Raw genomic sequence first — 25,273 nt, forward strand, 5'->3', positions numbered from 1 at the left:
TACCGATTTGAATATGCTTCTATGCCCCAGGAGTAACCGCCTCCAGATAAAAAAAGAGCTGCACCCGTTTAGGTACAGCCCCGAAAGCCCTGCTTATTATAGCTCCATTTCGTCTTCGTCATTGAAGATTTGCCGGAATTTCTATCAATAGGGAACGATCCGTTTCTACTGCTAATACTCGCTCATTGTACTTTTCTAAGAGGTTACGCCAGCCATGGGATAATGAATTCCTACCAAACTCGTTCATTTCTTCTATGTTTTGTCCGACAAACGCTTCTATCGCATATAGACCAATACGATTCAATATCCCTTTCATTTCTGCCATTTGTTTAGCTGCTTGAGTTTTAGAATCAGTTACTAACAAAATAGCTCTGTAATTGTTTCGCAAGTTTTGGTCACATTTATCGACAACTGCAGGCATAGGAGCCACAGTCACATGAAACACCGTATCCCCAACAACAAAATCTCCTGGTCTACCTAACTGAATATCGGCAGTTGTATATGAATGGTTTTCAATTTCCATATGGGGATAACGCAAGGCAAGTTTTGCTCCTACAATATGCTGTGCAACGGCTCCAGCAACTCCTTTTTCATTTGCTGCATCTAGAATGTCTGCAACAATTTGTTGTCCAGATCGGTCTAAAGAAATTTCAACTTCAATTTTTCTCCGCTCAAAATATTCTCTGACTCGTTGAACCAACCATCGTTGAAGACTTTCCATAACATCCTGTCGTTCAGAATTGGAAAGCCTAGAGAGAACTTCAAGTGAATTCAATCGCCTGACCAATTCTTCTGCAGAGGTTCTGGTTCCTCTTGTTGTCCTACCTCCTTCCCGAGCATATTCGCGTGTTTCACCAAATCTCAGCAAAAGAGCCTTTATAGTTGGCCCCCCGGTTTTACGAACTTGATTCTTCTCTGTTATGTAATCTCCTAACGACAGAGGAAAAGTGTCCTTTATTAGCTCAGTAATAGCAAGTCCGGCACAAACTACATAACGTTTTGGTTCCTGGTCTGGGCTAGGTTTTTGACTCTCATACCAAGACCTGAGTGCTTCAAAAGCCACTTCCATATGAGAATTTGTCGTATTCAACCTGTTCTCCACCTTTCTACAAGTCGTTGCGTAGAACGATACGAAGCAATAACATCCTGTCTCTCGATCACTTGACTACCTCCGCGAGCATGACTTCCTAATGCATTACATGCTGACTGTAATGGTTCAAGTAATTGTCGTGACAACCAAGATACGACTGGTACAACGAGACCATCACCCATAGCTTCATAGGCATGGTTGTAAGCATCTGGTAACCAAAACGTGTCTTCAACCCCCATTAGCCTTGCTGCCTCCCGAGGTGAAAGTAAACGTGTACGAATTACCCCATTCTCAACAACGACAACAGTTTGTCTACTTGAACCTCCTCTGGGTGTCCGTAGACATCCCGCGATACCGTCAAAGCGAACCTCAGCTCGCTGTACCCCTTGCCTAATACGTTTATAAAGAAAGCCGACTTGAACACCACCAGCTAAACGTGAAGCTTCAACTTTATTACGATTTCGATCCGTCATCATCGAGAGCAATCGTTGCGTTTCTTCATCCGAATTCCATGATACCCCGGTTGGTTCACGTTCGATAATTTCGGTGATATTTGGTATATAATTGTTCTCTGGAACTGGTACATTCCACCATCTCCATACAGCTTGAAGATGGGCTGGAAGCTTTGATTTTGCCTTTAATAAAGCTTCCGGGAACCAAATTGAGTTTGCAGCTCCGTTAATTGTAAAGTTGTCAACAGGAACAGTTAGATCTACAGCAACAAGAAATACTCTTTGGCGAGATTGAGGCACAAAGTGTGATGCGTCAATTACCAATGCCCCAAACTGCATTCCTAATGAAAGCAAAGATTCACATAGACCTTCAAAATCACCGCTGTGAATCAACCCAACCACATTCTCAATAACTATTAGTGGTGGTCTATTACCCAACTGTAAAAGACAAAACATATGGTTCCAGAAAGGCCAAAATGCTCCACTTCGACGTGCTAGCATTCCACTTCGCCAACCAGCTAGAGATAGGTCTTGACAAGGGAAAGAAGCCCATGCCATATCAGCATCTATCGGAATGTTTGATACGTCAGCAACATCTCCAAGTACAAAATGACTTGCTTCATGGTTCATTCGATAGATTTCTGCTTTTTTGGAGCTGATGTCATTAGCCCAAATACATTCCCAATTATGGCCTAATCCCAATTTGGCTAAGCCTACTCCGGCAAAGAATTCAAGAAATTTATATTTTTGCCGAATCAAATAAAAAACCCCCATTTGCGAAATTATGTATCATTTTCTTGCCAAGAAACCCCTAATTGTTTTTATTATAGCATAGTAGTTAAACGTAGCAATTTTTTTGTATGAGGTGTACGTAAAAAGCCATTCTAACCCATGTGCTTGAATTATTACAAAAAATCTTATTTCTTATAATCCGAGTCTTTTGACCTCAAGGTTATGTCTAGATTTCATAGACTCCAATATAACTTTTCCATTCTTGTCGGGGTAACCAATTGATCTGTTCAATAACATATCAATAGAACTATTGGGGTCATGAAACAATAAACTGTATTTACCACATAGTTCTGGTTCCCGTGTTTTTTCTGCATATACAACACGAATTAAAGTATGCCAATCAGCAATTTTTGCAGAGAGAAACTTTACATCTTCCTTTTTTGATACTGGTAATTCTAAGAGTTCTCCATTTAGGCTTTTGTCGAAAATCGTTATATCTGCAATAAAATAGAATACCGATAAGCTAACTCTTGAAACGAAATCGTCATAATTAACCCCTCTTGGCAAAACAAAGAAGTCAATTCTCACGTTACATTCTTTATTTACCTCTACGACAAAATTGCCTTCTCTATTTGAAATTGTTGGGATATTTGATAGCTCCATATTAGCTGGGATATAACAACTACAAATTGGAAATAGAAAAACATTTTTCTTCTGAACTACCCCCGCATGACGAGGGCACCAAACTTTATTCTTATTATCCTTGAAGTTAATAACCGGTAGCTTTATTCGCTCTTCACTTTCGTCATAGAAACCGTGCCATGATACAGCGTTAATATGTCTATCACAGTAAATTCGGCCTTGTTTTGTTTGTAAACATGCGATATCAAAATATGCGTTTTTAGCTGCATCAAATAATATATCTACCTCACCCATATGTGAATTGTATCGTTTATGAGTTTCCTTAAACTTAACTCTCAAAATCTTATGACCATTTTTACTAATGATAATGAACTTATTGTGTTTTTCCAATAAATTTAATCTCCCCTTACCGAGCCAACTTATTGCCTTCCATGTTATTAATTGAGACTCTGGGTTATCATCCAATACGTTCATCAACATATTTCTTGAGAACCTTTATAAACTTCTTCCATGCGGGTGGATATTCATTGCTTCCAGATTTATAAATTTCATGCCCTTCGGGAAGCCCAATTTCAATATGCCACTGCGTCCCGTCTAAAATCGTACTATTAAAATAGTTATTGTTCCAGTATTCAACTTCACAAGCGGCAATCTCATCAATCAAGTTATACCATTGCTCATTTGACAACTCTTTTTCAGTTAGAACGACATCTTCCATAGCATAATACTCGGAAGGGATTTCATTTTTCAAGTCAAATAGAATATATCCATTGGATGTTTGTCCATATCTAAGCCACTTCTTCTCACGTCTGCCGTCTATGTAAACATGGTACGATGTACCGAAATAACCGCCAACATAAAAGTCAAAGGAACACATATTTTTTAGTTCAGAGTTATTACCACCAAACCGTTGTCCGCAATTCTTACAAGCTCGGTTTGGACTGTTAGGAGAGATATAGCACCCGCCAAGCACAATTTCCCTACGCTGCTCATCCCCATAAGCCTCTTGATTCGGCATACCGTATAATAACTTAACAGTATCTGTTGACCCGCAAGCAGGGCATTTGCGTTTTGCCATATATTATCCCCCTATTACAGCCAAAATCCGAAAGCCTATTTTATCCATTCTTCTCAGAAATCAACGTAAATTTCCTTCATGTAAATATGTTGCACGGTTATGGTTATTTTCTGTTGATTACGTCCTTTAATGTGACAGCCCTGGAACCACACTTAGGGCAACGTTCCAGATCGCGAATTTGTTCATTTGGTATAAGTGCCAACGGTAGAAATCCTAATGCCAATAGATCTTTTCCCGTATCTTTCATTCGTTTTCCTTTTTCTCTTAGTACATCGGCCATATTAAAATACCAGTTGTGTTTACATACGCTGCAAGTACCCTGAGTTTCTCTCACATATCTGTTTAATTCGAAATAAATTTGTTCAAATTGAGATAGATTTTGTTTGCTAAAATAAGTGAGAAATTCCTTCTTTTTATTATCAATCAGACAGATAATTCTCATTTTTCCTGGTTGCAGCAGTCCGGGTTTGTTATACTCACTTATAAACAGGTCGGGTATTCCTACTAACATTTCTTTTTCAATTAATCCTTTCTTCCTGATAAGTACGTCTCCGGGATGAAGTTCAATATCAAATGAGTTCCCATGTGCAATGATGTTTATGACAGGTATACCAGGAGAAAGGCTCTTTGCAACGCCATTAATTAGATTAAATTCCTGACCGCAGACACATTTACGAGTGTTCTTAGTCTTCAAGCCCTCTGTAGTTTGCACACAGATATCTTTTGGTACTTTTACGACTTTTTCACAAAATTTGCATTCAGCCAAAACATAGATCTCGTCTTCACCAAAATAATCCAAGAGTATATCACCTCCTACCGAGTCCAAGCCAATCTCAAGTAACATTCTACATGTTTCCTGAATATTCCTCCCAAAACAAACAGGCTGACATTTGATATCCTTTTTAGGCAAAACAAAAAACCGGACGTTAATATATGTTCCGGCTTACCTTGATGTGATTTTTCCATTGATATTTCCAAACTATTCAAATATAATAGAACGCACGTTCCTTTTATGTTCTGAGGGGGAAGAATAATGAAAGTTCTTATGAAACCAATAGAAAAGATTGCTTGGTTTGATTTGGAGGGTGTTCCCAGACCAGTTCGATTCCGGATAGATGGAGAAGTTTATATGGTACATCAGGTGTCCAATATTTCTGAAGAAAAGCTGGTTGGTAACAGAATGAAGATCTTCCGTTGCCAGAGTGAGATTGGTGGACAACCAACAATCTTCTTCAAATAGAATTCCGCATAAATTAGTTGACTTATATTCAACTTTGTTATATTATTTTCATATAGGTTGAATATAATAAGGAGGTAAAGAACATTGACAGATTTTAATGCGATACATAGCCAAAGAAATTTTTTTGAACAACTTTTTGTTCGAAGTGATTTAAGTAAAGCAGATTATAAAATTATTCTTTATTTGTTATGTGTTTTAGATGTTGAAAATTATAAGGCAATTTCTCAAAAGAATATTTCTGAACTGATATTTTTAGACAAAAGCATCGTATCCAAAAGTATAAAAAATCTAATAAATATTGGTATAATTGAGAAATCGGATGACAAGTATATTTCGGGCTATCGTTTTTCACTAGAGTTTAGAGGCGAAAAATTTGCTCAAGATAAAAATGCATTAATTCAAAAGTATTTCAATGATATATAATCATTATTTATTAATTATTAATTTATTAAATGTAAGGAGGTAAAGAATTGATGTCTTTCGAAATTTTTGATGGAGTTAATACAACTCTGGACAGAGAAGTAAGTGATTTCATGCGTGAAAATGATTGTGATATTGAAGACGCATGCAATGCTCTGGGAATTAACTATACCGAAGCTTATGACTATCACTTTAGTAATGATAATTAAATTGTAGGATTATGGAGGGAGAAATGTATATGTTTGACCCTAAAGTAAATCTTGATTTAGACCATTTGGATGATAAAACTATAAGCAATATTTACGATGATAGTGTATTCACAAGGGATTGGGATACTGTTTCGGATATTGAAGATTATGTAAGGGATAATGACAAGTGGGATATCCTGAATGATGATTGATTAGATTACCGGAAGCTTTTTATAGCTTCCTTTTTTTATCAACATTCTAGACCCCCCCTTTATATTCACCGTAAGGGGGTGAAATAAAAAAGACAAGTTCCGGAATACTGATAGAACTTGCCTTTTATGCTTCAGCTCTAACCCATTTTATCTCAGGATCTTTGGCAAAAAATCATAACCATCTCCAGATAAAAAAAGGGCTGCACCCCGTTTAGGTACAGCCGTGAAAGTCATGCTCATTATAGCTCCATTTCGTCTTCGTCCTCATCTTGGGCATCAAAAAGAGCCTTCAAGAAGTCGTCGCTGCTATTGTAAGATTTAACGCTGGCATAGCTCGTGTCCTCGACCTCTTGGACTGTATATAATTCCGGCTCCCTAAATCGACTCATGTATTTTTCGATTTGTTCATCCGTAAGAGAAGCTTCTTCACCTGTTCCATCTTCACGGCAGATGATAAAAGTCCCCGCCACAATATCACCGTTATCCAGCTTGCGATTTCCTGGAAGCCCCAACAGCTTGCCTTCCTCATTGCAGTAGAAGAAGGTGTCCCTGTCAAGTCCGACATACTGTATATTTCCGCCCACCATCTCCTGCAAGGACCGGAGATTGTTTTCAATTTCAGCAACATAAGGCGGCTTTTCAGGCTCTACAATCAAAACACGAAGTTTTTTCAGATCCGTTTCGTTTTCCATAAAAATATAAAACCTCCATCCGTACTTATGGGTTAAGGGGCGCAAGGTGCCAATCGTCATAGAGTGAGCCGGAAATGCTTACATCATCCCTTATGCTGATTGACAGCATACCGGCAGGGGTCCAGGCGTCCTGAATGTAGGTATCCACCGTGTATTGTCCGTTGGGATACCAAATCGGAAGAAAATGCACCCTGCGGTTGTAGGTGGAATACTTGTTTGTCTTAAACTGAAACTGCGCGGAGTATCCGTTTGCCGTCCGGTCCAGCAAGCGCCAGTAATCCTTGTAATGGAATTCAGGAAAATAGGCTGTCGCCGTCTGCGTACCCGTCACATGGGAGGGCGGCGCGTTGGTTGTAAACTGCGCATTGACGGTGGTTTTTACTCCATAGCCCGATTTCATAGTGCTGCCGCTGGCGGTGGGCACTTTATCATCCGGCAAAAGGCTCATGCTGCCGGAAAGGGATGCGGAATAGTTGTCTCTGAAAAAATCATACCAGCCGTGGTCCTCCCACCAGCCATGATCTTCCCAGCTTCCATCCTCACCGCCAACCCACACCCAATGGGATATCCAGACCCAATAGGGATGCCACTGCGCCCACCAAACCCCCCAGGAGGCCGAGGCTTTCACTGCCCTTGACGGAATACCGATTGTCGAAAAACCGTCATTTCTGTCCGTTGCCGTCGGATTCGGCGGTTCATTTTCGTCCAGACGGATAATCTTTACATGAATTGACGTTTGGCTTAATGTGCCTTTTGTACTGCTTACCGTAATGGTGATTTCCTCAGGGCTGGAGGGTGTGTGCCATTTGCACCACACAAGCTGGCTTTCGCCTGCGGGTATGACGATATTGCTGACGGTGTACGTACTGCCCTTGATCCTGAAAGTCACTTTTGCAGGACTGTCGGGATTAATTTCCCTGGAAGCGTAGAGCATGACCGGAGTGATTACGTCCGTATCAACCCTGTATTCGTAATCGTAATCCGTTTCAGGGGGCGGAGTTGCGGGCTGGCCGGCAAATCTCACAATGCCAAGTCCCAACTCGGCTATAATGGTATCGTTGGACTGGCTTTGGTCCGTTGCGCCGGAATAGGCGACAAAGCCCAAATCAGGGGTTTCCAGGAACATGGCGAAGGGCAGGTTTTTATGGGTCAGAGAACCCATTTTGGAACCCAGACCACCGCTTAGCAAATTGTCGTACATGGCGGTTTCCGTTGCGGTCATGGCTACTTTCTGCCCTTGAAAAGTGAAGTAAGCAATGGGCTCCAAAAAAAGCTTGTTTTCTCCGCTAATGAGGGATTGGTATTCAATTCCTGTAAGTTGGGAAATATAGCGGACAATAATTTCATCACAAAAATATGCTTTAATCGCATCAATATTAGCGTTACCGTCCCCGCTAACAATTCTCGGCATTTCTATAGATGGATTTGCATACGTATATGTGTTTGTTTCAAGCGACAATGATGTCCCATTTCGGTATTGGATTTTACTGACCTTTCCAAAATGATACTGTACTGTTGGCGTTATATTAGTAATGTCAATAGATACTGTCACAGGCGAACCCGTATTCGCATTGACAACCGTTACACGTACCCCGTCATTACCGCCGTTCCAATAGTTTTCATCACTTCCTCCTCCAAGACCGCCGCCGCCTCCATCAATATTGCCACTACCGCCCGTATCTGCAAGAGCGGCCATCGGCGAAAAGCAGAAAAGCAGCACAAGGCAAAGCATAAAGGGGATAATTCTTTTCAAATGAGCACCTCCAGTCAAAATAAAAGGAGTATGGCTTTTTATACCATACTCCAACGATTTATTACGGCTATATTCAATTCATCTGACCAACTTTGTTTCCTGTTAGCTTGTCACCTTCGTTGCCTACTTTTACACCTTGACTGCCGCCGCCTTCATCCTTCACCCATCCAAAGCCGGGGATATATACCTGGCCGTCCTTTTTGTCCCCGCTTTTGGGCTCACTGCTTTTTTTCTCCACAGTGGTCTGCTCTTTATCATATACAGGCGGCGTATCGGGATTTTTCAGGGCACCTTCATCCTTGACCACAGGTTTTTCCGGTTCAGCCGGTTTTTGTGGGGTTTCGGCAATCGGTACTTCAACGTCCTGCTGCTTGTCTATATCAAGGACTACATTGCTTGATGTCTGACTTTCCGTCCCGTTGGTGGGTGCCATAATATTGGGGACGGATACCCCGGCCTTGTCGTCGGTTTTTATATCATCTACTGTTACGTTATTGCTTATGTTATTTGCGATATTTGATTTATCCTTTTCACCGCTACCTCCGACAAAGGAGAAAACGGCAATGACCAGAACGACACATAGGACGGCAAGTCCTGAAACTAGCAGTCTCTTTTGGGTCTTGACATTTAATTTGCTCATAAACTCAACCTCCTTCATAGGGTTTATCTATAAAAATCGAAGTGTATTTTCATACATATTATACCATTACCATTTGGGCCGCGTCTAGCGGCCATTAGTCCTATAATTTTCCCATCCTACGGGGTTAAAATGCACAATCCTTCTAGAATTTTGGTGTAAATCCTCCTTTCAGCTTCATGGTAATTTTTAAGGGTGGAAGATCTCCCCACCCAAAGGAGAGGGGCACTTCTACATCCACTGTCCCCGTCGCAGATAGCTGCGAAATGCCGCCGGTGTTGGTCGGGGCAAGGGGCGCGTTCTGCATACTGACGGAAAGGTCGGACAGGGTGTATTCCACATCGGGGCCTGTGTATTTTATATATTTTCCGCCTTCTTTTTTTACGCCCAAGGTGCTTTCCAGGCGGGAGTATACATCCCCGGTGTCCAGCTTGACCACCCAATCCGTCCCGCTTAAGGTATAGCCTCCGCTGTAGCCCTCACGCAGTCCGTTGTAGGCGTCGTCCCAATTTTCGGTGGCAACGTCAATCATTGCGGACTGAACTGCGTCCCGCACACCGCTTGCTATGACCATCAGCCGCATATATTCAAAGACCACGCAGGACAGGATAATCACGACAAGGACAATCGCCAGCGTCAAAGGGGCGGAATTGCCGGAGGTATGCCGGAGGATTTTCTTTATTCTTACCATTATTTGTGATACACCTCCGATACGCCCGTCGCCTTCGCGGTCAGAGTAATCGGGAAGGAAGAAAAATCACCGAACAGGCCGATATTGACCGTATTGGAAAGGGTTACGGTAAATTCTTCATTAAGCTGGATGTCGCCGGTTTTCGACCAACTGATGGCCGGGTCCAAGCCGGTCTCATCTTTCAGCCGGTTGGCTCTTGCCGTGGTTTCGTTCCCCACACGCCCGGCGATTTCAGCCGAGCGGCAAAGCTCCGCAGCAAAGGTGTCAAGCTGCTGTTTGGCGACAAATACCGGCGCAACCCTGACCACCAGGGCAAGCACCATCATCACCGCAAGAACTACCACGACCGCATCAATATAGCCTTTTCCGCTTCTGGATTTAAGCACTTTTATCATGGCTCCACCTCCTAGAACAGCTTTCCAAAGGCGTTCATAATTTCATACCCAAGAACGCCGAGATACATCAGGAGAAAGCAGCCCAGCAAAAAGAAGGAATACTTCCGCACCTTGCCCGGCTGCTTCATGGCGATGAGCTTCAGCCGCTGCAATTCCAGCAGCTTAAAATCGTGGCTCAACATTTCAAAGTAGACTGCGCCGTTGTCGCCGCGCTTAACGGAAATAAGCCCCCGGACCACATCGGAGAGCATGGTGCTCCCGATTCTTGCCTCCAACCTGGTCAGCGCCGTTTCTTCATTGCCTGATTTCATGTCGGCAATGGTGATTTCCAGCTCCTGCTTGAAGCTTTCGCCCGCATTTTTCTGATAGGAATTCAAAATGGACAGCACATCGCGGGAAACCTTTAACTCCTGGGAAACGGTAGAAACGAACCTCGGCAGCTCATATTCAATCCTTTCACGTTTCTGCCTAACAATTTCGTCGGCCACCTGCTGTTCCCTGAAAAAGACCGCCACCGCCAAAAACAGGATGACGGGGCATAAAATCGGGAAGATGGGCAGCAGGGGGAAAATCAAAAGCGCTATCAGCCCCGCCTTTACCCAGGCCCTGGCGATATAGGTTTCAGGAGTTAGCTTCATCCCGGCGGATTTCAAAGCGGCCTCCAGCTTGCGCCGCTTGTAGCCGTCCAGCCTGATAAGCCCGGAAAGCCTGGATGAAAGCTCAAAGACGACTGTTTCAAGGTTCATGGTCTGCTTTTTATCCTGCCTTGCCACCGTCAAGACCGCCTTTGTCGTTGCAAGGGTCGGCAGCTTCAATACGTCGGCAAGGACAAGATACGCCCCTGCCGCGAAGAACAGGACGAAGAAAAATAGAATGGCATACAAGGGTTTCACCTCATTTCAGAATTTTATTATCGCTTATATTCAACCGGCTTTGTCAGCCTGATCACCGCGGCCAGGGACACGAAGATCACTGCACCGCAAACCGCCAGTATCGCCTTGCCGAAGTCCGTATCCACAAGCGCGGAATACCAGTCCTTGTTCAAGAAATAAATCAGCGGTATGTTGCCGACCAGCAGCAGCGCCATCGTGATAAACTCCTTTAAGGGCTCATACATCATATAATCCAGCTCAGCCGATACCACCCGCACGTCCGACAGCTTTGAAATTATAGGGGTCAGGGTGGTTTTCAGGGTCTTATCCTCCTGGCAGGCGGTCATGGCGTCCAGCCACTCATGGAAGACATCGTTGTTCAGCCGGGGCTTCATGGCTTGAAGGGCCTGCTTCACATTGATGCTGATCAATTTGGCGTCGGCAAGAAAGCCCTGGAAAACATCTGCGACCGGCGGGTTCAAGTAACCTAAGTTTTCCTCCACCGCCGTGATGACGCTCTCATTTCGGATGTAGGAGGTGGTAATGATGGACAAGGCGGTTTCCAGCTCTGCGTTCATCTGTTTTTTATAGGAGTGAGACGTAAACAGGATGTACCAGAAAGGCAGCAGCGCCATCCCCGCCGCCGCCACGGGCACCATAAAGAAATTTTCCATCAGCAGGGAAACCAGTACGCCAACCACAAGCAGGAAAAAGGAAAGGACGCACAACGCTCCAAATTTTGTGCTTTTGCCTGTGAGCGCCAGCACTTCTTTGGTTTCCTGGATGGTCTTACGAATGCCCCGCGCCTGCCTCGGGAATTTTGCTTCCTCAATCTGCTTTCCGATGGGTTTTTTCCGACTTTGCAGCGGCCTGATGATGCTTTCGGCAAACTCAAAGGGAGAAAGCCTTAGAAGCAGGAAACTACCAGCGATCAGGCCGATGAACGCCAGCATAATGAGAAATGTCATGCAGCATCCTCTCCTTTCGTGATTTTGTTCAGAAGGCTCATCGGCATACCGTTTTCCAGCAGCCTTTTCTGCAAGCTCTCGGACAGGGTGTTCACCCTCTGGAATCCGCCCTGAATTTTCATTTTTCCGTCTACCACCATATTCTCGGTAACATTAAAGCGGAAAAGGGTATGAATTCGCCTTTCTCCGTCAGGAAGTATCTGACACTCAGTTATCTCCATACACTTTCTCGAGTTGTCCTCCAGTTTTTTGACGAACAGAACAATGGGAAACGCCTCAGTGACAAGGTTGAATAGTGTCCGATCGCCCAGGTCGTATTTTTGCGTGCAAAGCGTCACCATGCGGTAGTAGGTGGCATTGCAGCTATTGGCGTGGGTAGTGGTAATGACGGCGTGACCGGTCCGGGCCGCCTCCTGCGCCGCAAACGCTTCGGCTGATTTCATTTCGCCCACGCACACCACGTCAGGGTTGCAGGTCAGGGCGTACTCCAGCAGTTTTTCCTGGTCGATATTCTGCCTTTTGTCCTCGGAATACCGGGTGACGGTATGCACCACGTTATTGACCACATGGCCGTTTTCGTCCTCTTTAACAAGGTCGAATTCACGGCAGCCGTTTTCAATCGTAAACACACGCTTATCATTGGGAATGGTGGACAAAAGCCAGCTCATCAGCGTGGTTTTTCCGCTGCCCGTGGAGCCAGTGACGCACATGGAAAGTCCGTACCGCAGGCAGACGCTTAAAAAGTCCAGCATTTCGGCGGTCGAGGTCCCATTGCGGATAAAGTCCTCCCGCGCCAGTTTCTGCGGGTTGACAATCCGGATGGAAGCCGCAACCCCCTTGCCATGGTCGGTCAGCGGATTGCCCAGGACGGTGATGCGGATTTTGTTGCTCAAATGCCCTACGACAGCAGGCTGCGAATGGTCCAGAATCATACCGGATTTATGCAGCAGGCGCCGCACCACATCAATGGCATGTTCGGGGCTGTTGAATTTTTCATTGGAGGGAACCACCCTGCCGTCGGCATAGGTGATTTTTACGTCCTTCCAGGAATTGATGTTAATTTCCTCAATATTGGTGGCAAAAAGGTAGGGGGTCAAAAACGAAAACTCTGCCATTTCACTGTAGAGCCTTTCCACAAGCTCATCCGGCGTCAAGCCCTCCACACCCAGGCTGTAATCGGTCAGGTACTTAGAGATGTAGGCGGTGATCTGCTGTTTTTGCTCTGCCGGATTGCCCGTAATCACGGTGGCATACTTGCCGGAGATGTATTCCTGCACCTCCTGCAGCACCTCAGAAAACGGCTTTTGGTGCTTTGCCGTGTTGAAAAAAAGGCCGATATTCTTAGCCATTGGCAAACACCCCCTCTGCAATTTCCCGGATAACGGTCTCATACGTCTTTGCCTCTTTGCCGGAAAGACCGTCCAGCAGGGAAAGAGAATAAAACTGTTCCTCAATGGCGGCCACATGGGGCAGTTTGTAGGAAACACCACCGTAGGTGTTTTCGTAGCCGCCCGAATCCTGCCGGGGCTTTACATTGGACAGCACCCTGATGTGCTTCTCCGGTTTGAACCGGCGGTCAGCAATGAGGGGCAGGCTAGACATGAAGTAGGACACGCCTTTTAAATCGCAGCTACCCAGCCGCAGTACCGCGTCGGCCACCTCCAGGGCCGCCGTGGACAGAATGCTGTCGGTGAGACTGCTTGCGCAGTCCACCACCACACAGTCGGCAATATGGCGCAGCAGCACCAGCAGGTCCACCGCGCGTTCCTTCGCATATTCCGCGTAGGTAAAGACATTTTCACCCACCTTGTAGCCGAGAAAACTGATATACGGATTTTTGGCGGGGCATACACAGTTTTTCAAGATAAGCTCCTGCGTTAGGTTGGGTGCGGACAGCACTTCGCCGAGGGAGCCCTCCACCGGCTTTTTGGTTTTCAGCACCGTGGGCAAGGCGGGGCACACCCCGTCACAGAAAAATACCGCCACATTTTTCCTGTTCAGGGACAGCTCCCTTGCGATTTTCACAGCCGTTACGGTTTTGCCGCTGGACGGGCTGCCCCAGACCGCCAGAATCTGCTTTCCCTTATTTGGCATTGCTGTTATCCCCCTGGGCTGTGTTTTCCGCTTTTTCCGGCAGCGAGCTGCTTTCAATGATGGCGGCAGCCTCGATTTTACCCGTCTCAAAGTACCGGTCCTGCGCCGTTAAGAATTTATCCGCATTGGCCTTTGCCCCGCGATAGACAAGGGTTACCTGGAGGTTGCCGTTTTGCTCAAGTCCGGCCAGCACCTTGGTCTGGGCGGAATTTACCAGCAAGGTCAAGGTGGAGGGGAGTTTCTTTTCCGCGTCGCCGCTCTTGTCCCCACCCGCCTTGTATTCCTTATCCACTCCCGTGCCTAAAGTGACCGCCAGCACCTTGACATACTTTAGCTCCGGCGGCGTCACGATAATCCCGGTATTGCCTGAACTCGCGGAAATCAGGGATATGATGTCGCCCAGTTCCAGCTTGCCCGACAGTCCCGCCGCAAAGGATTTGATGGTGATGGACATGGCCTGTTTTGTACCGTCAAGCCCGGTCAGGTATTCAAATTCAGCAAGGGGCGTACCGGATAATTTGGTGGAAAGGATGTAATCCCCCTTTTGCAAGTCGGCGGCGGCGTATTTGCCGATGGCCTCATTTTTGTTTTTCACTAAGTTGCTCGGCAAGTTGTATGCGCCAACCTGTACCGTTTCCAGTTTGTTGGCGGTGAGCACCTCGCCCTTTTTAACGGTATCCGTAATCCGCACGATTTCCGTTTGGGCGCGTACTGCGCTGCCCCAAAGCGGCGTCAGACCAAAACAAATGATCAGGGAAAGGATGATGCAGCCCAGGCCGATCACGGTCCTGTTTTTGAAAATGCTTAATTTCATAATCGCAAGTCCTCCTATTTTTTTAGATTGCGGCGCTAAAGAGATGCGCACAGTAAGATAAAATTCCCCCTGCACAGAAAAACGGTGCAAGGGGCAGGGTGACGGTATTCAGCTTTTTCATTCCCCGGTAAACGCAGATACCGATACCGACGGCAAGGAAAAGGGTCAGGGCTGCAATGCTTTGAAGGATACCGCCCCAAACACCCAAAACAAAGCCGCAGGCGGCCATTAGCTTGATGTCGCCGCCGCCTATGGAAAAGTCTTCTCCTTTATAGGAAAGGACTGCCGCAAGCAGATACGGCAGCCCTGTTAGCACAAGCCCGGAAAAGGCTTCCGTCGGATTCATTTGTGGAATACCTGTTAGAACGATGAGCAGCGGTATCCAATCGGGGATCTCACGCCTGCGGATATCCCAAACCGCCGCTGTAAGGAGCAAAGCCGAAAACAGCGCGCCCTTCCATATCGATCCGTCCATCATGGCTCTGTATATACACCTCCTGTCACTTTAAAATATACTTGTTTGCAAGCCTGCCGCCGTCATCGGTAAATTGGGTCAATCAGCCCGTTTTGCCGCAGAAGGTGCATATTGCGGCTGAAAGCGGTTCTTGATCATAGAAAGCCTGCCGCACAGCATGTATCTAGCCGTCTGAACTATTTTTCTATCCTCCTTTTTTGCACTTCCAAAATCCTCATGCCGATGGTGTATACCACCGTTACGGTGACGGAGTTTCCAGCCTGCTTATAAAGCTGGCTGTCTGAATTGACCGCCTTGGCCCTGTCAAACATCCCGTCCGAAAAGCCCTGCAAGCGCCAGCACTCCCTTGGCGTCAGGCGTCGTATCCGCCCGCAAACCAGGAAAATCCCCTGATTGCAGCTTGTATCCAGGGTTTGCGCCAATCCTTTGCCGACCCATCCGCGCCGTGTTTCGCTGCCAGGGCTGGCAAGGCTGATACTGTCGCCGTAGCCCTCTGTTTGGTCCTCCCGTATTTTTAATTTTGGGCAGCAGTCGGCCGCCTTGCAGTGCATGAGCAAAACTCCGTGCCTGTCCTGTGCCGTAAGGGTAAAGCTCGGCTGACCGCACGCCTTGTTGTGGGGATCGTTCTGCAGTTTTTCCACACGGTCGGGTGTTAAAACCGCCCTTGCGCACAAATGCAGAACGCCGGATTTATCCGCGCCTCTGTTGGTAACTCCGGTGTTATAATGGGCCCTGATGCACCGTGCAATGTTGGTCAGCTTCGGGTTTTTATTCAGGTCGATAAAAGAGATGGGACAGCCGTTTTTATCCTCCGGCTGCATGCAGGCTTCACAGCCCTCCAGCACGGCATTTTGCGTTTGGTTCCGGTCCAGTTCCCGGTAGTCTCCGGCAGTGATGGTATGGGCAAGCTCCAACCTTTCTTTGAAGCCGTCAATGCGGTTTACGCCCACACACATGCAGTAAAGGCCTGTTTTGGCACCACCACCGCCGCCCTGTGCGGTGAGGGTGGCGCTGATGCCTTCGGGGCAGTAAACCCTCCGTCCCTGCATCCCGCCTATGATTTGGATAAGAGCTTTTCCATTGCCGCTTGGGAGAGGAAATATCCTTCCGGTACATCCGTCTCCAGTATGTCGATGAGCGACAATGTAGACCCGTTCTCTGTTTTGGGGGACTCCGAAATCCCGTGAATTAACAAGTCCGTACTGCAAATCATAGCCGAGTGAGGCCATTTCAAAGAGAACGGTCGCAAAATCCCATCCTCCATGAACGGAAAACAGGTTTTTAACATTTTCAAGGATAACCCATTGGGGGCGATCTTCGGCAGCTTTGCCTTCGATGAGCCTAACAATCTCAAAAAAGAGGCTGCTTCGTTCTCCGGCAAGCCCCCGCTGGCTGCCAGCGATGCTGATATCCTGGCAAGGGAAACCGGCTGTCCAGAGATGGGCGTAGGGCACATCTCCCGGTTGGATTTTGGTGATATCGCTCGCAAACCATTCATCCTCCTTCACATCAAATATAGCCCGATAGCTTTTATCCGCATATTTGTTGATTTCACAATGTCCGATGCATTTCATGCCGCAGGCTTCAAGTCCCGCGCGAAAGCCCCCGATACCTGAGAAATAGTCTATGAAGGTCGTCTGCATGGGCGGCCTCACGTTTCCTGTCCGATACCCTCATTAAGCTCCATATTAAGCTCATTTTCTTCCTCAATATTTTTTTGCTTTTCTATTTTCATCAGCTCTTTGAAAATATCGTTGACAATACGGGGGTTTACCTTGATGGACGGGTAATATACGGGTATCATTGCGTACTTCAGCCCAACCTCCATTCATCGCCGTACCGGTACGGATAAATTTTTTGGCTTTTCGCAAACCGGGTCATATTCTGCACCTGATCCACCACCGATAGATTGGTCTGGTCCTTGGTGGTCATCATCACCGAGCCGACAATTCCAACCAGAACGCCAATGACGGTGAAGGTGACGCTTTGCGAAAGCAGCCATACAAAAGCAGAAACAACTCCCGCGCCCAGCGAACCGATCACTGATTGCAGGAGCTGCTTTTTGCCGAAGCCGGGGAAAAGCTCGGCTTCAGCCTTTACCCCCATCGGGATATACAGCTTTTCATCCTCCATCAAAACCCTCCTTTTCAATAGCCGCCATATTACAATTGCGCTGCATAGTACGTTATGGGGTATAGTAATACAGCACCAGGTCCTTAATCTGCCAGATACACTCTGCCAGCACATAGAAAATGACGGTGTTTTTCGCCCGCTTCTTATACTGCGTTTGTTCTTCCTCCGCGCCGGAGAGCCTGATCATGCAGTAAATAAACCTTGCGACGGCGCCTAGGCGGACTAGGATGATAATCGCCTTGGAAATATCGTCCATAGTAACCAATATCCATCCACCGCCTTTACTTTGCTAATTTTTGCGCCATGCCGATCAGCCTCACGGAATGGTACACATTGTTGATAACCCCGCCACCACCGCCGCCCGTCGTGATGAGGAAGTCCTGCAAGAAGCGCGGTGTCCGGATGGCAAGCATCATGCAGGCCAGACCCCAAAAGACGTGCATGTTGAGCATTAGCCCCACGCCGAGCTTGGCGAGGACAATCTGCACCACCACGGCCAGCATGGACTGGAAAAACTTGTTGAGATACGCCTTGAAAACGCCTTTGTCGTTGTCCAGCAAGCCCACGCAGGCAAGGGGAACGCCCACCCGCAGGATAAAGATTTCAAGGCCCCGCATGAGAAACTGGAAGTACAGCATGAAATAGCAGATGATAAAAATCAGCCCGAAGATAGCTGTCACAAGGCCCATGGAGGAAATACCATTCACCCATGCCTGCCAGCCGTAATCCGTTGTTACCCCGATGGCTGTCAACAGTTGGTTGGTCATATCCTCTATAATGTCTGCCATCCACTGATACAGGGTGGGAAAGCAGACGGCCACCGCCAACGCCTTAAAAAAGTTGGTCAGCAGGGAAAGGGGTTCTTCGTCCGCATCGCCGTCGCTCCAAAGTATATAGGTTTCAAAGCCTTTTTTAAGAAACTTCAATACGATGAGAGACACGCCGAAGCCGAACAGGATGTTAAAAAGCGTAGCCGCGATATTGGAGCCGGACACTGTGGTCATGTACTGCTCCGCAAACAGGGTCATGGGCACAATCCCGGTCAAAAGGTCGTTGATATAGGCGATTGCACCGTTTAACAGCGCGACGATAAGCAATACCAGGAGCACTTCCAAATTGGTTTCACCTCCCTTTAGGGGGAGTACCGCACAGCGCGGTACTCCCCCCATGATTTTGCTTTACGAAGCATCGCTGTCCGTTCCGTCCCCGGCCTGTTCGCCCTTTGTGAGCGCCTCATGGTAGGCGTCCAGCACCTCTTTTTCGATATGCTCTCGCACCTCGGACCGGATGGGGAAGCAGATGTCGGAATATTTGCCGTCAGCGTTTTGACGGCTCGGCATGGACACAAACAGGCCGTTTTTGCCGTCGATTATACGTACGTTTTTCACGATGAAGCAGTCCTCGATCACAAGGTTGGATACGGCTTTCAGCTTGCCGCTGTCCTGAAAAATTTTCCTGATTTCAGCTTTAATCTTCATTTTCAAAATCCTCCGTAAAATAAAATAGGCAGGAGCAACGCGCCCCTGCGATCAGATACAATAATTCTACTGCTGGTAATCATCCATGATAGTTAAACATATCCTTGATGCGGTCCGTGATGGTGGGGAGCACCGTAGCATTTAAAATGAGATACAGGCCGCCAAGGATAAGGGCTCCCAATACAATCGAAATTAAAACTTGGACAGCCGTGTCAAGGGCTCCCTGGCCGCTCCGGTTGGAAAGGGCGGCCTTCGCCCTGTCAAGAGCCACCGCCGTTTTTACCTGTACCTTATAAATAAGGTTTTGCATAGAAAAATCCTCCTTCAATATGTTTGATAAAAGCAGTGTACAAAACACTGCTTTTTCAGATGTCTGCCTGGGCTACTTGTAGTAACCGATAATCAGGTTCAGGGTGGCCGAGCCGAGTACGGCACCGATACAGGACACAATGGCAACCACAATACGGTTGTTCCACTTTTTCGTGTCCATCTCGTCGGCGGCGCTGCGGCGGATGAAGAAATAAATGATAAGCAGGCCTGCCACCACCGGAGCCAGCACCATCAGCCAGGTGGTGACATCGCCGATCAGCTTTTCCGTTCCCGTGACAATCTTGCTGCCCTGAACGCCGTCAGCGGCGTAAGCCGGCACCGCCATCATCGACGTTGCCGCTAAGACGGCAGCGACGGAGATCCAGACTTTCTTTAAAAGCCTTGCGGCCTTTTTTATTGCGTTTTTCAGTTCCATAAAATCCTCCTTTCCTCAATCCATATCCGCTTCACTGGCCACTGATTGGCCTTTACCCTCCGCGGCCTTTTGCTGGAGCTTGCGTATGATGTCCTTCTGGTAGTAGACCCAGATATTCCACAAGGCGATTTCCTTGCCCACGTCGGTGATGACCGGGCGTTTCTGCTCCCGTTCCACCCGCTGCTTCCGGTTATGCTCCTTATCCCCCAGGCCCAGCATCTTGTTGAAATACCACTCCGACAGGTCGGGGGAATACATGATAGCGGGATGGGTCCGGGATGTGACGATCTGGTAGGGACGAGAAACCCGTCGTACTTCGTCCACATTCAAAAGCTTGCGCTCAATCAGGCTGATGCTGTGGGTGCTTGACGGGGTGGTGTACTTTGCATGATTGGCCGATAGCTGATAGCTGGAAACGGTGTAGGTCCCCAGCTTTTCGCTGATCTCCCGCAGGGTGTCCATATCATCAGCCTGTAGATAAACCCAGGTCTGGCAGTTGGCTTTGATGGTATCCGAGATGTTCTCATCGTACTTTTCTTTCAGTTGGGAGAAGGACTGAATAAACAGGTTGAACCGCATCCCGCGCCCGCCGCCGACTGTGAGTTTGTTCGTGAAATCACTTATGGTGGTGAAATTTCCGAATTCGTCCAGCATGAAGTTGACCCGCTGCTTGAGCCGTCCACCTCTTGTATCTGCCAGATTCGCCAAAAGCTCATACTGCTGCGACACGATGAGGGAGGCCACTGGATAAAAGGTGGTCTTTTCGTCCGGCAATATGATGAACAATGCCTGCTTTTCCTGCCCGATGTCCTGCAATTCAAAGTCGCTGGTATGGGTGATGGAATAGATGGACCTGGAAGTGAACAATCTGAGGGTTGTCAAGGCGGAGGTGTAGAAGCTGCCCCTTGTCCTGGACGGCGCCACATCGGAAATGGAAAGCAGCGCCTTGGCGGGATGTGAGGGTGGAAGTTTTTTGACGTACTCTAAGAGGGGCATTTTGTTCCCGATCATCTTTACCATTTCGGCGATAAACCAGTAGACATTGGTGAGGTTCTGGTAATCGGGCCGGCGCCTGTTGTCGCACACCACGCAGAGGATGGCAGCGGCAATGATGGAGCATTCGCCGTTTGTCCAGATTTTTTCGCCTTCCGGCTTACCGACAAAGTTGTTGGTCAGATCCCAGGCCAGCATTTCCGCCCTGTCGGTGTCGTCATGGTTGACCGCATTGATAATAGGCTGCAACAGGTTGTATCGCATACTTTTGGCAGGAGTTTTAAAATCCAGCACCAGCACCCGGTATCCAAGTTTTTCGAGAAATTCCGCGGTATAATCGTACAGCTCTGCTTTCGGGTCGCTGACCACAATGGATTCTCCGGCCAATCCCAGGGTGCAGATGGACTGCACCACTAGGTTGCGGGTCTTGCCGCTCCGGGTAGCGCCGATACACAGCAGATGGCTGTCCTCGCCTACATAATAGATGTGCTCGTTATCGCCCTCCTTTTTCATGCCAATCACAACGCCGCCCTCGCGTAAAGCAAAGGCGGCGTCTTCATCGGGTTCCGGTTTTGGTTTAGGGATTGTCTTAGGATGAAATATCGTCCTCAACCTCCTTTTCCTTCTCCTTCTTGTTTTTTAGGAAGTCTATATTATCATAGCCGCCTTTGATAAGCGCCTTGATAACCTTGTTGTGGGGATTTAAGGCAAAGCTTGCAAAGGCTTTGCCCTTTTCCCCGTCTTTGAGCCATCGCGCCGAGCCGTGCTGGTACTGTCCCACCGCAACGGGTGTTTTAATATCCGGGGTAATTTCCGTCAAATCCGACTGATAGGGCCGCAGGTTAGTGAGAAAGTACATCACCGCCAGAATCAGTATGAAGCCCTGCAAGCAAAGATAAAGAAGAAAATGCTGTTTGCTTGAAAAAAGGCTGGCAAGGCATTCACCGATGGGCAGCAGCTTCAATACCGTCATCTGTCTTGACAGCAGCCCATGAAGGGCGGTTGAGAAAAAGAGATTGACAAAACCGCCGGTCAAAAATATCAGGGAGCAGATCATCAGTTTGGGTCTTGTTTTCATAGCGTCATCTCCAGGTCCTGCTCCTGTTCGTTTATCAGCGTTTCAGCGATTTCATTTTTTACAGGCGTGTTTTCAAGCCACTGCTTTAAGCTTTCCGGCCTGACGATGCCAAGAAAATCCGCGCGTTCCCAGCGGCATTCCTGTCCTGAAAACAGGCTTTTGGCATAAACCGCCTGACCTCTTGCCCCGTAAGTGCAGCCAAAACCGTTATAGGCAATCCATAAGCTGTTTTCAGCCGTGCGGCGGCTGGCCATCAGCGCTTCGGGATTCAGTACCAAAATTTTGTCCTCGTAATCCATTTCATTGCTCCTGGGAATGCAATCCTCTGTATCAAGGGCCTTGTTTTCCTGTCTTATCTTCAACCCCTCCTCCCTGTGATGATCCAGGACATAAACGATGGGAATATTCAGTTTTGTCGCCAGATCTATCTCACCCTGCATACCTTGCGTAATTTCGTCCCCGCAGCACCACAATTCATCGCACCGCCTTAAAAGCGCAAGTCCCATTTTTAAGCCCTTTTCCCGCTGTTCGGGAATGTTATCCTGAAGGTAGGCGGTAAATATGGCATGAGGCGCTAGGGGGACGGTATCACATCCCGCGGCATATTCGCAGTATCGGTTCGCTTTTTTGATGTTTTCCTCCATCGCTCCCCGCAAAGGGGAGCAGATATAAACCAGCTTCAATGAAAATCACCTCACAGTTCCAGTTCAAATTCGATCTCGTTGAAGGTTTCAAAACCCGTATCGTATTCCGCGTCATCAAGCTGCTTCAGGGCTTCCTGCCTTGCTATAAACTCCGGGTCGGTGACCAATCCCTGCCGGACCAGCTCGTCTCCCACAAGGGAGGTGGAAAGCTCATCGGTAAAGCACAGGTTTTCACCCTCCGGTTCACCCCTGGCGGCAGCCGCTTCGGGCAGTATTTTTTCAGCATCCGCCTTTGACATCATAATGCCCTTGTTTTTGTCGCCCACAATCTCATAGATGCCAAAGGCGATTTCGCCACAGGTGATGATATTGCCCCATAGATTAGCGTTGGGCCTGCTTTCTGGCATGGATTCCGCCTCCCTCCGCATACGGCATGAAGGCGACAATACTCAGATAGTCCTCGCCCAGCCGCAAAATCAAATCGGCCTGATGCTTTAACACCGTATCCACCGTACTTTCGGGGCAGTATTTCAGCAGGTCGTCCACATACTGTCCAACCTCTAGGCCGAGGGGGTTTTTCATATACTGTTCGTCCGTCATATTCTCCAGCCGCTTGTTCAAATCGTTCTTATAGGCCAAAAACCGCGCTATGGCAATGGTCTGGTTTCTTTTGCTGCCCATGCGTCACCCTCCAATCTCCGCATCCATGTCTTGCCGGAATTCGCCTTCAAAGTCAAAGTCGTAGTCCCTGTTTTGCAGTTCGGGTACAACTTCCTCGATTTTCTCAATCATCCTGCCCAGCTCAAGCATTTCGTCATTGTTGAGATACTCGCTTTTCATGGACAGCTTTACAAGATTAGAGTGCAGGACCATCAGCTCGGTTTCGGTAAACAAAGCCTTTTCGTCCACCAGACCGCTTCGCTTTGCAAAATCCTGTCCGGCTAACTCCTTGTTGTAGAAAAACTGCCGTTGAAGGATCTGGTTGCTTTCCGGCACCGTCCGGTAGGTGGAAAACACATAGCCGAAAAGGTGGTGCTGTTTGCAGGTCATGATTACGCCGTTATACTCGGCCAGCTTGTAGGAGGCGTTGGGAAGCTTTTCATTGTCCTCGGTATAGGGACATTCGGAACAGATACCGGCTCTGACCGCCGTGTTTTTCGCAGTATCGTTGATGAGGTTCAAAACCTTGTCCTTGACAGCTACAAAAGGATTTTTCTCAATGGTATCGGCTTTGGTGTAAAAGGCGATGAGCTGCCTTTTGTAGTAGATGTCGGCCAGGTAGTCGGAGGAATCGGAGCGCCTCACCTCAAACCCCTGCCTAGAAAGTTGTTCAAAAAACTGCTTGTAAAAGTCAATCTTGCTTCGCATAGTCACACCTCCAATTCGTTTTCCTGTTCCTGCTCAGGCCCCGGTTCTTGCAGCTGCATGTCACAACAAGCTTTTCAATCCTTTGGGTCATATTTTTCAAGTCCGTATTGCCCAGTTTCTGCACCCGCCCGATAAACGCTCTAAAAAGCGGTTCGCTCAATTCTTTCATGGCAAGTATCACTCCTTTCGCAATCGCTCTCGCATTTTTTCATGTTTTAAAAAAAATAAAATACCCCGGCTTTTGCGCCAGGGCATATATTGTATAAAAATTTATCGTTCCAGTTCTTCTTCATTTGTCTGATCAGCCGTTAGCTCTCTTTCCTCTGTTTTCTGCATGATGAAAGGTTGAATGGTATTGTAAAAAGCTTCTGCGTTATCAATCTGGCTTTTTGCTTCTTCCTGGCTGATTTGTATAAAATCATCATAGTCGCTTTTCCCTCTGAGCCTGCTGGCATCCCCAATCATGCTGGAGTAGGTAAAATCAAAAACACCGGTTTTAATATAGTTCTTTCGAAAATTTGCAATAACTGCAGAGTGTTTTTTAAAATCCATACCGTCGAGAATCAATAAGGCGCGAATGGTGTGGAACATGGAGTAATAAGCCCTGTTTATACAGGCTAAAAAATGACCGGCGCTAAAATCATGTTTTGCTGTTTCTAAATCCTCTTTCGCCTTTTGCAGCCTATACCGTGATAATTCTTCTTTACTATAATCAGGCATTAACTACAACTCCCTCGTTTTGCACGTTTGCATAGAAAGGTAATACATTCTTCCAGTTTTGAAAATGATTATAGTCCTTTACTATGACGGATAGGACAACATCATAGTTTAGTTCTAAATCATTACAGTATTTCCACAGCTCCTGTTCAAAAAGTTTAGTTGTTTGATCATCGCCATTGACAAGGACCATGACATCAATGTCCGACCATTCTTCATAATCGCCACGCGCATAGGAACCGTATAGTATAACTTTAACAAGTTTATCGCTTGCAATTTCTTTCGCTTTATTTGCCAATAGGGCAACTATTATATTGATAGTTGTTGGCGTGTGCATTTTTGAGTCCCCCATTTCTATCAAATCGGATACTTTCCAAAGCCCATATTAATCTATCTTCTTCAGTATAGAGCAACACTTCCTCACCGTAAATTCTTTTTTAAGAAGCTTTCACTCAAAGCACTTGTTGTCAGCAGATCAACATGGACATCTCCAGATGAGCTAGCTTTGTCGCCATCTTGACCATTCCTTCTTTCGCATAGAAGATATTCTTACAATTATTATACATTGCCATGTTTTTACAGTAAAGGTTTGCCGTACAAAGTCCATGGCATAATTGATTCCAAGCCAGATTGTTCCGGTTTATGCACATCTTCTTTACCCAGAGTCTTTCT

At 47.0% G+C, this 25,273-nt stretch carries 37 protein-coding genes; 4 read left to right on the forward strand and 33 right to left on the reverse strand.

All coding sequences use genetic code 11. The features are described 5' to 3' along the window. Positions 1-118: 118 nt before the first annotated feature. From DSBG_RS00725 to DSBG_RS00745, 5 genes are all read right to left on the reverse strand, one after another. Positions 119-1,090, reverse strand: coding sequence for a DUF4928 family protein (locus DSBG_RS00725; RefSeq protein WP_068962303.1), 972 nt, complete (start codon positions 1,088-1,090; stop codon positions 119-121). Then, positions 1,087-2,301, reverse strand: a complete 1,215-nt coding sequence (locus tag DSBG_RS00730) for a DNA cytosine methyltransferase (protein ID WP_068962304.1) — start codon at positions 2,299-2,301, stop codon at positions 1,087-1,089. Before DSBG_RS00730 ends, DSBG_RS00725 begins: the two co-directional genes overlap by 4 nt. A gap of 165 nt (positions 2,302-2,466) precedes the next feature. Beyond that, entirely contained in the window at positions 2,467-3,390 is a 924-nt protein-coding gene (locus DSBG_RS00735) for a hypothetical protein (protein WP_068962305.1), read from the reverse strand. Then, positions 3,374-3,994 carry a hypothetical protein gene (locus DSBG_RS00740; RefSeq protein ID WP_083236653.1) on the reverse strand — a complete coding sequence of 207 codons (621 nt, stop codon included), beginning with the start codon at positions 3,992-3,994 and terminating at the stop codon, positions 3,374-3,376. Before DSBG_RS00740 ends, DSBG_RS00735 begins: the two co-directional genes overlap by 17 nt. A gap of 103 nt (positions 3,995-4,097) precedes the next feature. Further along, positions 4,098-4,793 carry a hypothetical protein gene (locus tag DSBG_RS00745; protein ID WP_141694209.1) on the reverse strand — a complete coding sequence of 232 codons (696 nt, stop codon included), beginning with the start codon at positions 4,791-4,793 and terminating at the stop codon, positions 4,098-4,100. Positions 4,794-5,027: 234 nt separating this feature from the next. Between DSBG_RS00745 and DSBG_RS00750 the strand changes: the two genes are divergently transcribed. The 4 genes from DSBG_RS00750 to DSBG_RS22750 all read left to right on the forward strand — a co-directional run bounded on the left by DSBG_RS00750 (position 5,028) and on the right by DSBG_RS22750 (position 6,054). Then, a complete protein-coding gene (locus DSBG_RS00750; protein WP_068962307.1) occupies positions 5,028-5,234 on the forward strand; it encodes a hypothetical protein in 207 nt (68 codons plus the stop codon). Between the two features lie 84 nt (positions 5,235-5,318). After that, entirely contained in the window at positions 5,319-5,657 is a 339-nt protein-coding gene (locus DSBG_RS00755; protein WP_068962308.1) for a MarR family transcriptional regulator, read from the forward strand. Between the two features lie 50 nt (positions 5,658-5,707). Further along, a complete protein-coding gene (locus tag DSBG_RS22745; RefSeq protein ID WP_176716126.1) occupies positions 5,708-5,863 on the forward strand; it encodes a hypothetical protein in 156 nt (51 codons plus the stop codon). Between the two features lie 29 nt (positions 5,864-5,892). Then, entirely contained in the window at positions 5,893-6,054 is a 162-nt protein-coding gene (locus DSBG_RS22750) for a hypothetical protein (RefSeq protein WP_176716127.1), read from the forward strand. 239 nt (positions 6,055-6,293) lie between these two features. Here the strand turns inward: DSBG_RS22750 and DSBG_RS00760 are convergent, their stop codons facing one another. The 28 genes from DSBG_RS00760 to DSBG_RS00890 all read right to left on the reverse strand — a co-directional run bounded on the left by DSBG_RS00760 (position 6,294) and on the right by DSBG_RS00890 (position 24,953). Further along, on the reverse strand, positions 6,294-6,746 hold the full coding sequence (locus DSBG_RS00760) for a DUF3846 domain-containing protein (RefSeq protein ID WP_068962309.1): 453 nt from the start codon (positions 6,744-6,746) through the stop codon (positions 6,294-6,296). A gap of 25 nt (positions 6,747-6,771) precedes the next feature. Then, positions 6,772-8,499 carry a DUF8193 domain-containing protein gene (locus tag DSBG_RS00765; RefSeq protein WP_068962310.1) on the reverse strand — a complete coding sequence of 576 codons (1,728 nt, stop codon included), beginning with the start codon at positions 8,497-8,499 and terminating at the stop codon, positions 6,772-6,774. A 73-nt stretch (positions 8,500-8,572) separates the two neighbouring features. Next, positions 8,573-9,139 carry a DUF6550 family protein gene (locus tag DSBG_RS00770; RefSeq protein WP_068962311.1) on the reverse strand — a complete coding sequence of 189 codons (567 nt, stop codon included), beginning with the start codon at positions 9,137-9,139 and terminating at the stop codon, positions 8,573-8,575. Positions 9,140-9,281: 142 nt separating this feature from the next. Beyond that, on the reverse strand, positions 9,282-9,827 hold the full coding sequence (locus DSBG_RS00775) for a hypothetical protein (RefSeq protein WP_083236654.1): 546 nt from the start codon (positions 9,825-9,827) through the stop codon (positions 9,282-9,284). Continuing rightward, positions 9,827-10,222 carry a DUF4320 family protein gene (locus DSBG_RS00780; RefSeq protein ID WP_068962313.1) on the reverse strand — a complete coding sequence of 132 codons (396 nt, stop codon included), beginning with the start codon at positions 10,220-10,222 and terminating at the stop codon, positions 9,827-9,829. The genes DSBG_RS00775 and DSBG_RS00780 overlap by 1 nt, the downstream gene beginning before the upstream one ends. A gap of 11 nt (positions 10,223-10,233) precedes the next feature. Then, entirely contained in the window at positions 10,234-11,106 is an 873-nt protein-coding gene (locus tag DSBG_RS00785) for a secretion protein F (protein ID WP_068962314.1), read from the reverse strand. A gap of 26 nt (positions 11,107-11,132) precedes the next feature. Further along, a complete protein-coding gene (locus DSBG_RS00790) occupies positions 11,133-12,062 on the reverse strand; it encodes a type II secretion system F family protein (protein WP_068962315.1) in 930 nt (309 codons plus the stop codon). After that, on the reverse strand, positions 12,059-13,411 hold the full coding sequence (locus DSBG_RS00795; RefSeq protein ID WP_068962316.1) for an ATPase, T2SS/T4P/T4SS family: 1,353 nt from the start codon (positions 13,409-13,411) through the stop codon (positions 12,059-12,061). The genes DSBG_RS00790 and DSBG_RS00795 overlap by 4 nt, the downstream gene beginning before the upstream one ends. Next, entirely contained in the window at positions 13,404-14,156 is a 753-nt protein-coding gene (locus tag DSBG_RS00800; protein ID WP_068962317.1) for a CpaE/TadZ family protein, read from the reverse strand. The genes DSBG_RS00795 and DSBG_RS00800 overlap by 8 nt, the downstream gene beginning before the upstream one ends. Next, entirely contained in the window at positions 14,146-14,970 is an 825-nt protein-coding gene (gene cpaB / locus DSBG_RS00805; RefSeq protein ID WP_068962318.1) for a Flp pilus assembly protein CpaB, read from the reverse strand. Before cpaB ends, DSBG_RS00800 begins: the two co-directional genes overlap by 11 nt. 22 nt (positions 14,971-14,992) lie before the next feature. Next, entirely contained in the window at positions 14,993-15,448 is a 456-nt protein-coding gene (locus DSBG_RS00810) for a prepilin peptidase (protein ID WP_083236655.1), read from the reverse strand. Positions 15,449-15,621: 173 nt separating this feature from the next. Then, positions 15,622-17,088 carry a DNA cytosine methyltransferase gene (locus DSBG_RS00815; RefSeq protein WP_068962319.1) on the reverse strand — a complete coding sequence of 489 codons (1,467 nt, stop codon included), beginning with the start codon at positions 17,086-17,088 and terminating at the stop codon, positions 15,622-15,624. A gap of 8 nt (positions 17,089-17,096) precedes the next feature. Beyond that, positions 17,097-17,273: a hypothetical protein gene (locus DSBG_RS22755; protein ID WP_176716128.1), complete on the reverse strand. Its 177-nt coding sequence runs from the start codon at positions 17,271-17,273 to the stop codon at positions 17,097-17,099. After that, on the reverse strand, positions 17,258-17,578 hold the full coding sequence (locus tag DSBG_RS00820; protein WP_034106312.1) for a hypothetical protein: 321 nt from the start codon (positions 17,576-17,578) through the stop codon (positions 17,258-17,260). The genes DSBG_RS22755 and DSBG_RS00820 overlap by 16 nt, the downstream gene beginning before the upstream one ends. A gap of 52 nt (positions 17,579-17,630) precedes the next feature. Next, positions 17,631-17,846 carry a mercury transporter gene (locus tag DSBG_RS00825; protein WP_491005691.1) on the reverse strand — a complete coding sequence of 72 codons (216 nt, stop codon included), beginning with the start codon at positions 17,844-17,846 and terminating at the stop codon, positions 17,631-17,633. 13 nt (positions 17,847-17,859) lie between these two features. Next, the gene (locus DSBG_RS00830; protein WP_491005692.1) at positions 17,860-18,687 is read right to left on the reverse strand and encodes a conjugal transfer protein TrbL family protein; all 828 of its coding nucleotides are present in this window, start codon (positions 18,685-18,687) and stop codon (positions 17,860-17,862) included. A 69-nt stretch (positions 18,688-18,756) separates the two neighbouring features. Beyond that, positions 18,757-19,056: a SpoVG family protein gene (locus tag DSBG_RS00835; RefSeq protein ID WP_068962322.1), complete on the reverse strand. Its 300-nt coding sequence runs from the start codon at positions 19,054-19,056 to the stop codon at positions 18,757-18,759. Between the two features lie 79 nt (positions 19,057-19,135). Then, positions 19,136-19,366 (reverse strand): DUF6133 family protein, encoded by a 231-nt coding sequence (locus DSBG_RS00840; RefSeq protein ID WP_068962323.1) that lies wholly within the window; start codon positions 19,364-19,366, stop codon positions 19,136-19,138. Positions 19,367-19,438: 72 nt separating this feature from the next. After that, complete coding sequence (locus DSBG_RS00845) at positions 19,439-19,801, reverse strand: Mbov_0395 family pilin-like conjugal transfer protein (RefSeq protein ID WP_141694210.1); 363 nt, start codon at positions 19,799-19,801, stop codon at positions 19,439-19,441. Between the two features lie 15 nt (positions 19,802-19,816). Continuing rightward, positions 19,817-21,406, reverse strand: a complete 1,590-nt coding sequence (locus DSBG_RS00850) for a VirD4-like conjugal transfer protein, CD1115 family (protein ID WP_242877361.1) — start codon at positions 21,404-21,406, stop codon at positions 19,817-19,819. Next, positions 21,384-21,872, reverse strand: coding sequence for a TRAG family protein (locus DSBG_RS00855; protein ID WP_068962324.1), 489 nt, complete (start codon positions 21,870-21,872; stop codon positions 21,384-21,386). The genes DSBG_RS00850 and DSBG_RS00855 overlap by 23 nt, the downstream gene beginning before the upstream one ends. After that, entirely contained in the window at positions 21,869-22,555 is a 687-nt protein-coding gene (locus tag DSBG_RS00860) for a DUF7768 domain-containing protein (protein ID WP_068962325.1), read from the reverse strand. Before DSBG_RS00860 ends, DSBG_RS00855 begins: the two co-directional genes overlap by 4 nt. A gap of 11 nt (positions 22,556-22,566) precedes the next feature. Next, positions 22,567-22,923: a hypothetical protein gene (locus tag DSBG_RS00865; RefSeq protein ID WP_068962326.1), complete on the reverse strand. Its 357-nt coding sequence runs from the start codon at positions 22,921-22,923 to the stop codon at positions 22,567-22,569. Then, positions 22,898-23,197 (reverse strand): hypothetical protein, encoded by a 300-nt coding sequence (locus DSBG_RS00870; protein ID WP_068962327.1) that lies wholly within the window; start codon positions 23,195-23,197, stop codon positions 22,898-22,900. Before DSBG_RS00870 ends, DSBG_RS00865 begins: the two co-directional genes overlap by 26 nt. A gap of 3 nt (positions 23,198-23,200) precedes the next feature. After that, on the reverse strand, positions 23,201-23,884 hold the full coding sequence (locus tag DSBG_RS00875; protein WP_068962328.1) for a hypothetical protein: 684 nt from the start codon (positions 23,882-23,884) through the stop codon (positions 23,201-23,203). Continuing rightward, entirely contained in the window at positions 23,868-24,053 is a 186-nt protein-coding gene (locus tag DSBG_RS00880; RefSeq protein ID WP_068962329.1) for a hypothetical protein, read from the reverse strand. Before DSBG_RS00880 ends, DSBG_RS00875 begins: the two co-directional genes overlap by 17 nt. Before the next feature lie 101 nt (positions 24,054-24,154). Beyond that, on the reverse strand, positions 24,155-24,604 hold the full coding sequence (locus tag DSBG_RS00885) for a HEPN domain-containing protein (protein ID WP_068962330.1): 450 nt from the start codon (positions 24,602-24,604) through the stop codon (positions 24,155-24,157). Continuing rightward, a complete protein-coding gene (locus DSBG_RS00890; RefSeq protein WP_242877365.1) occupies positions 24,597-24,953 on the reverse strand; it encodes a nucleotidyltransferase domain-containing protein in 357 nt (118 codons plus the stop codon). Before DSBG_RS00890 ends, DSBG_RS00885 begins: the two co-directional genes overlap by 8 nt. Between the last annotated feature and the right edge of the window lie 320 nt (positions 24,954-25,273).

Source organism: Desulfosporosinus cupriresistens, from assembly GCF_001707885.1.
GTDB lineage: Bacteria > Bacillota > Desulfitobacteriia > Desulfitobacteriales > Desulfitobacteriaceae > Desulfosporosinus.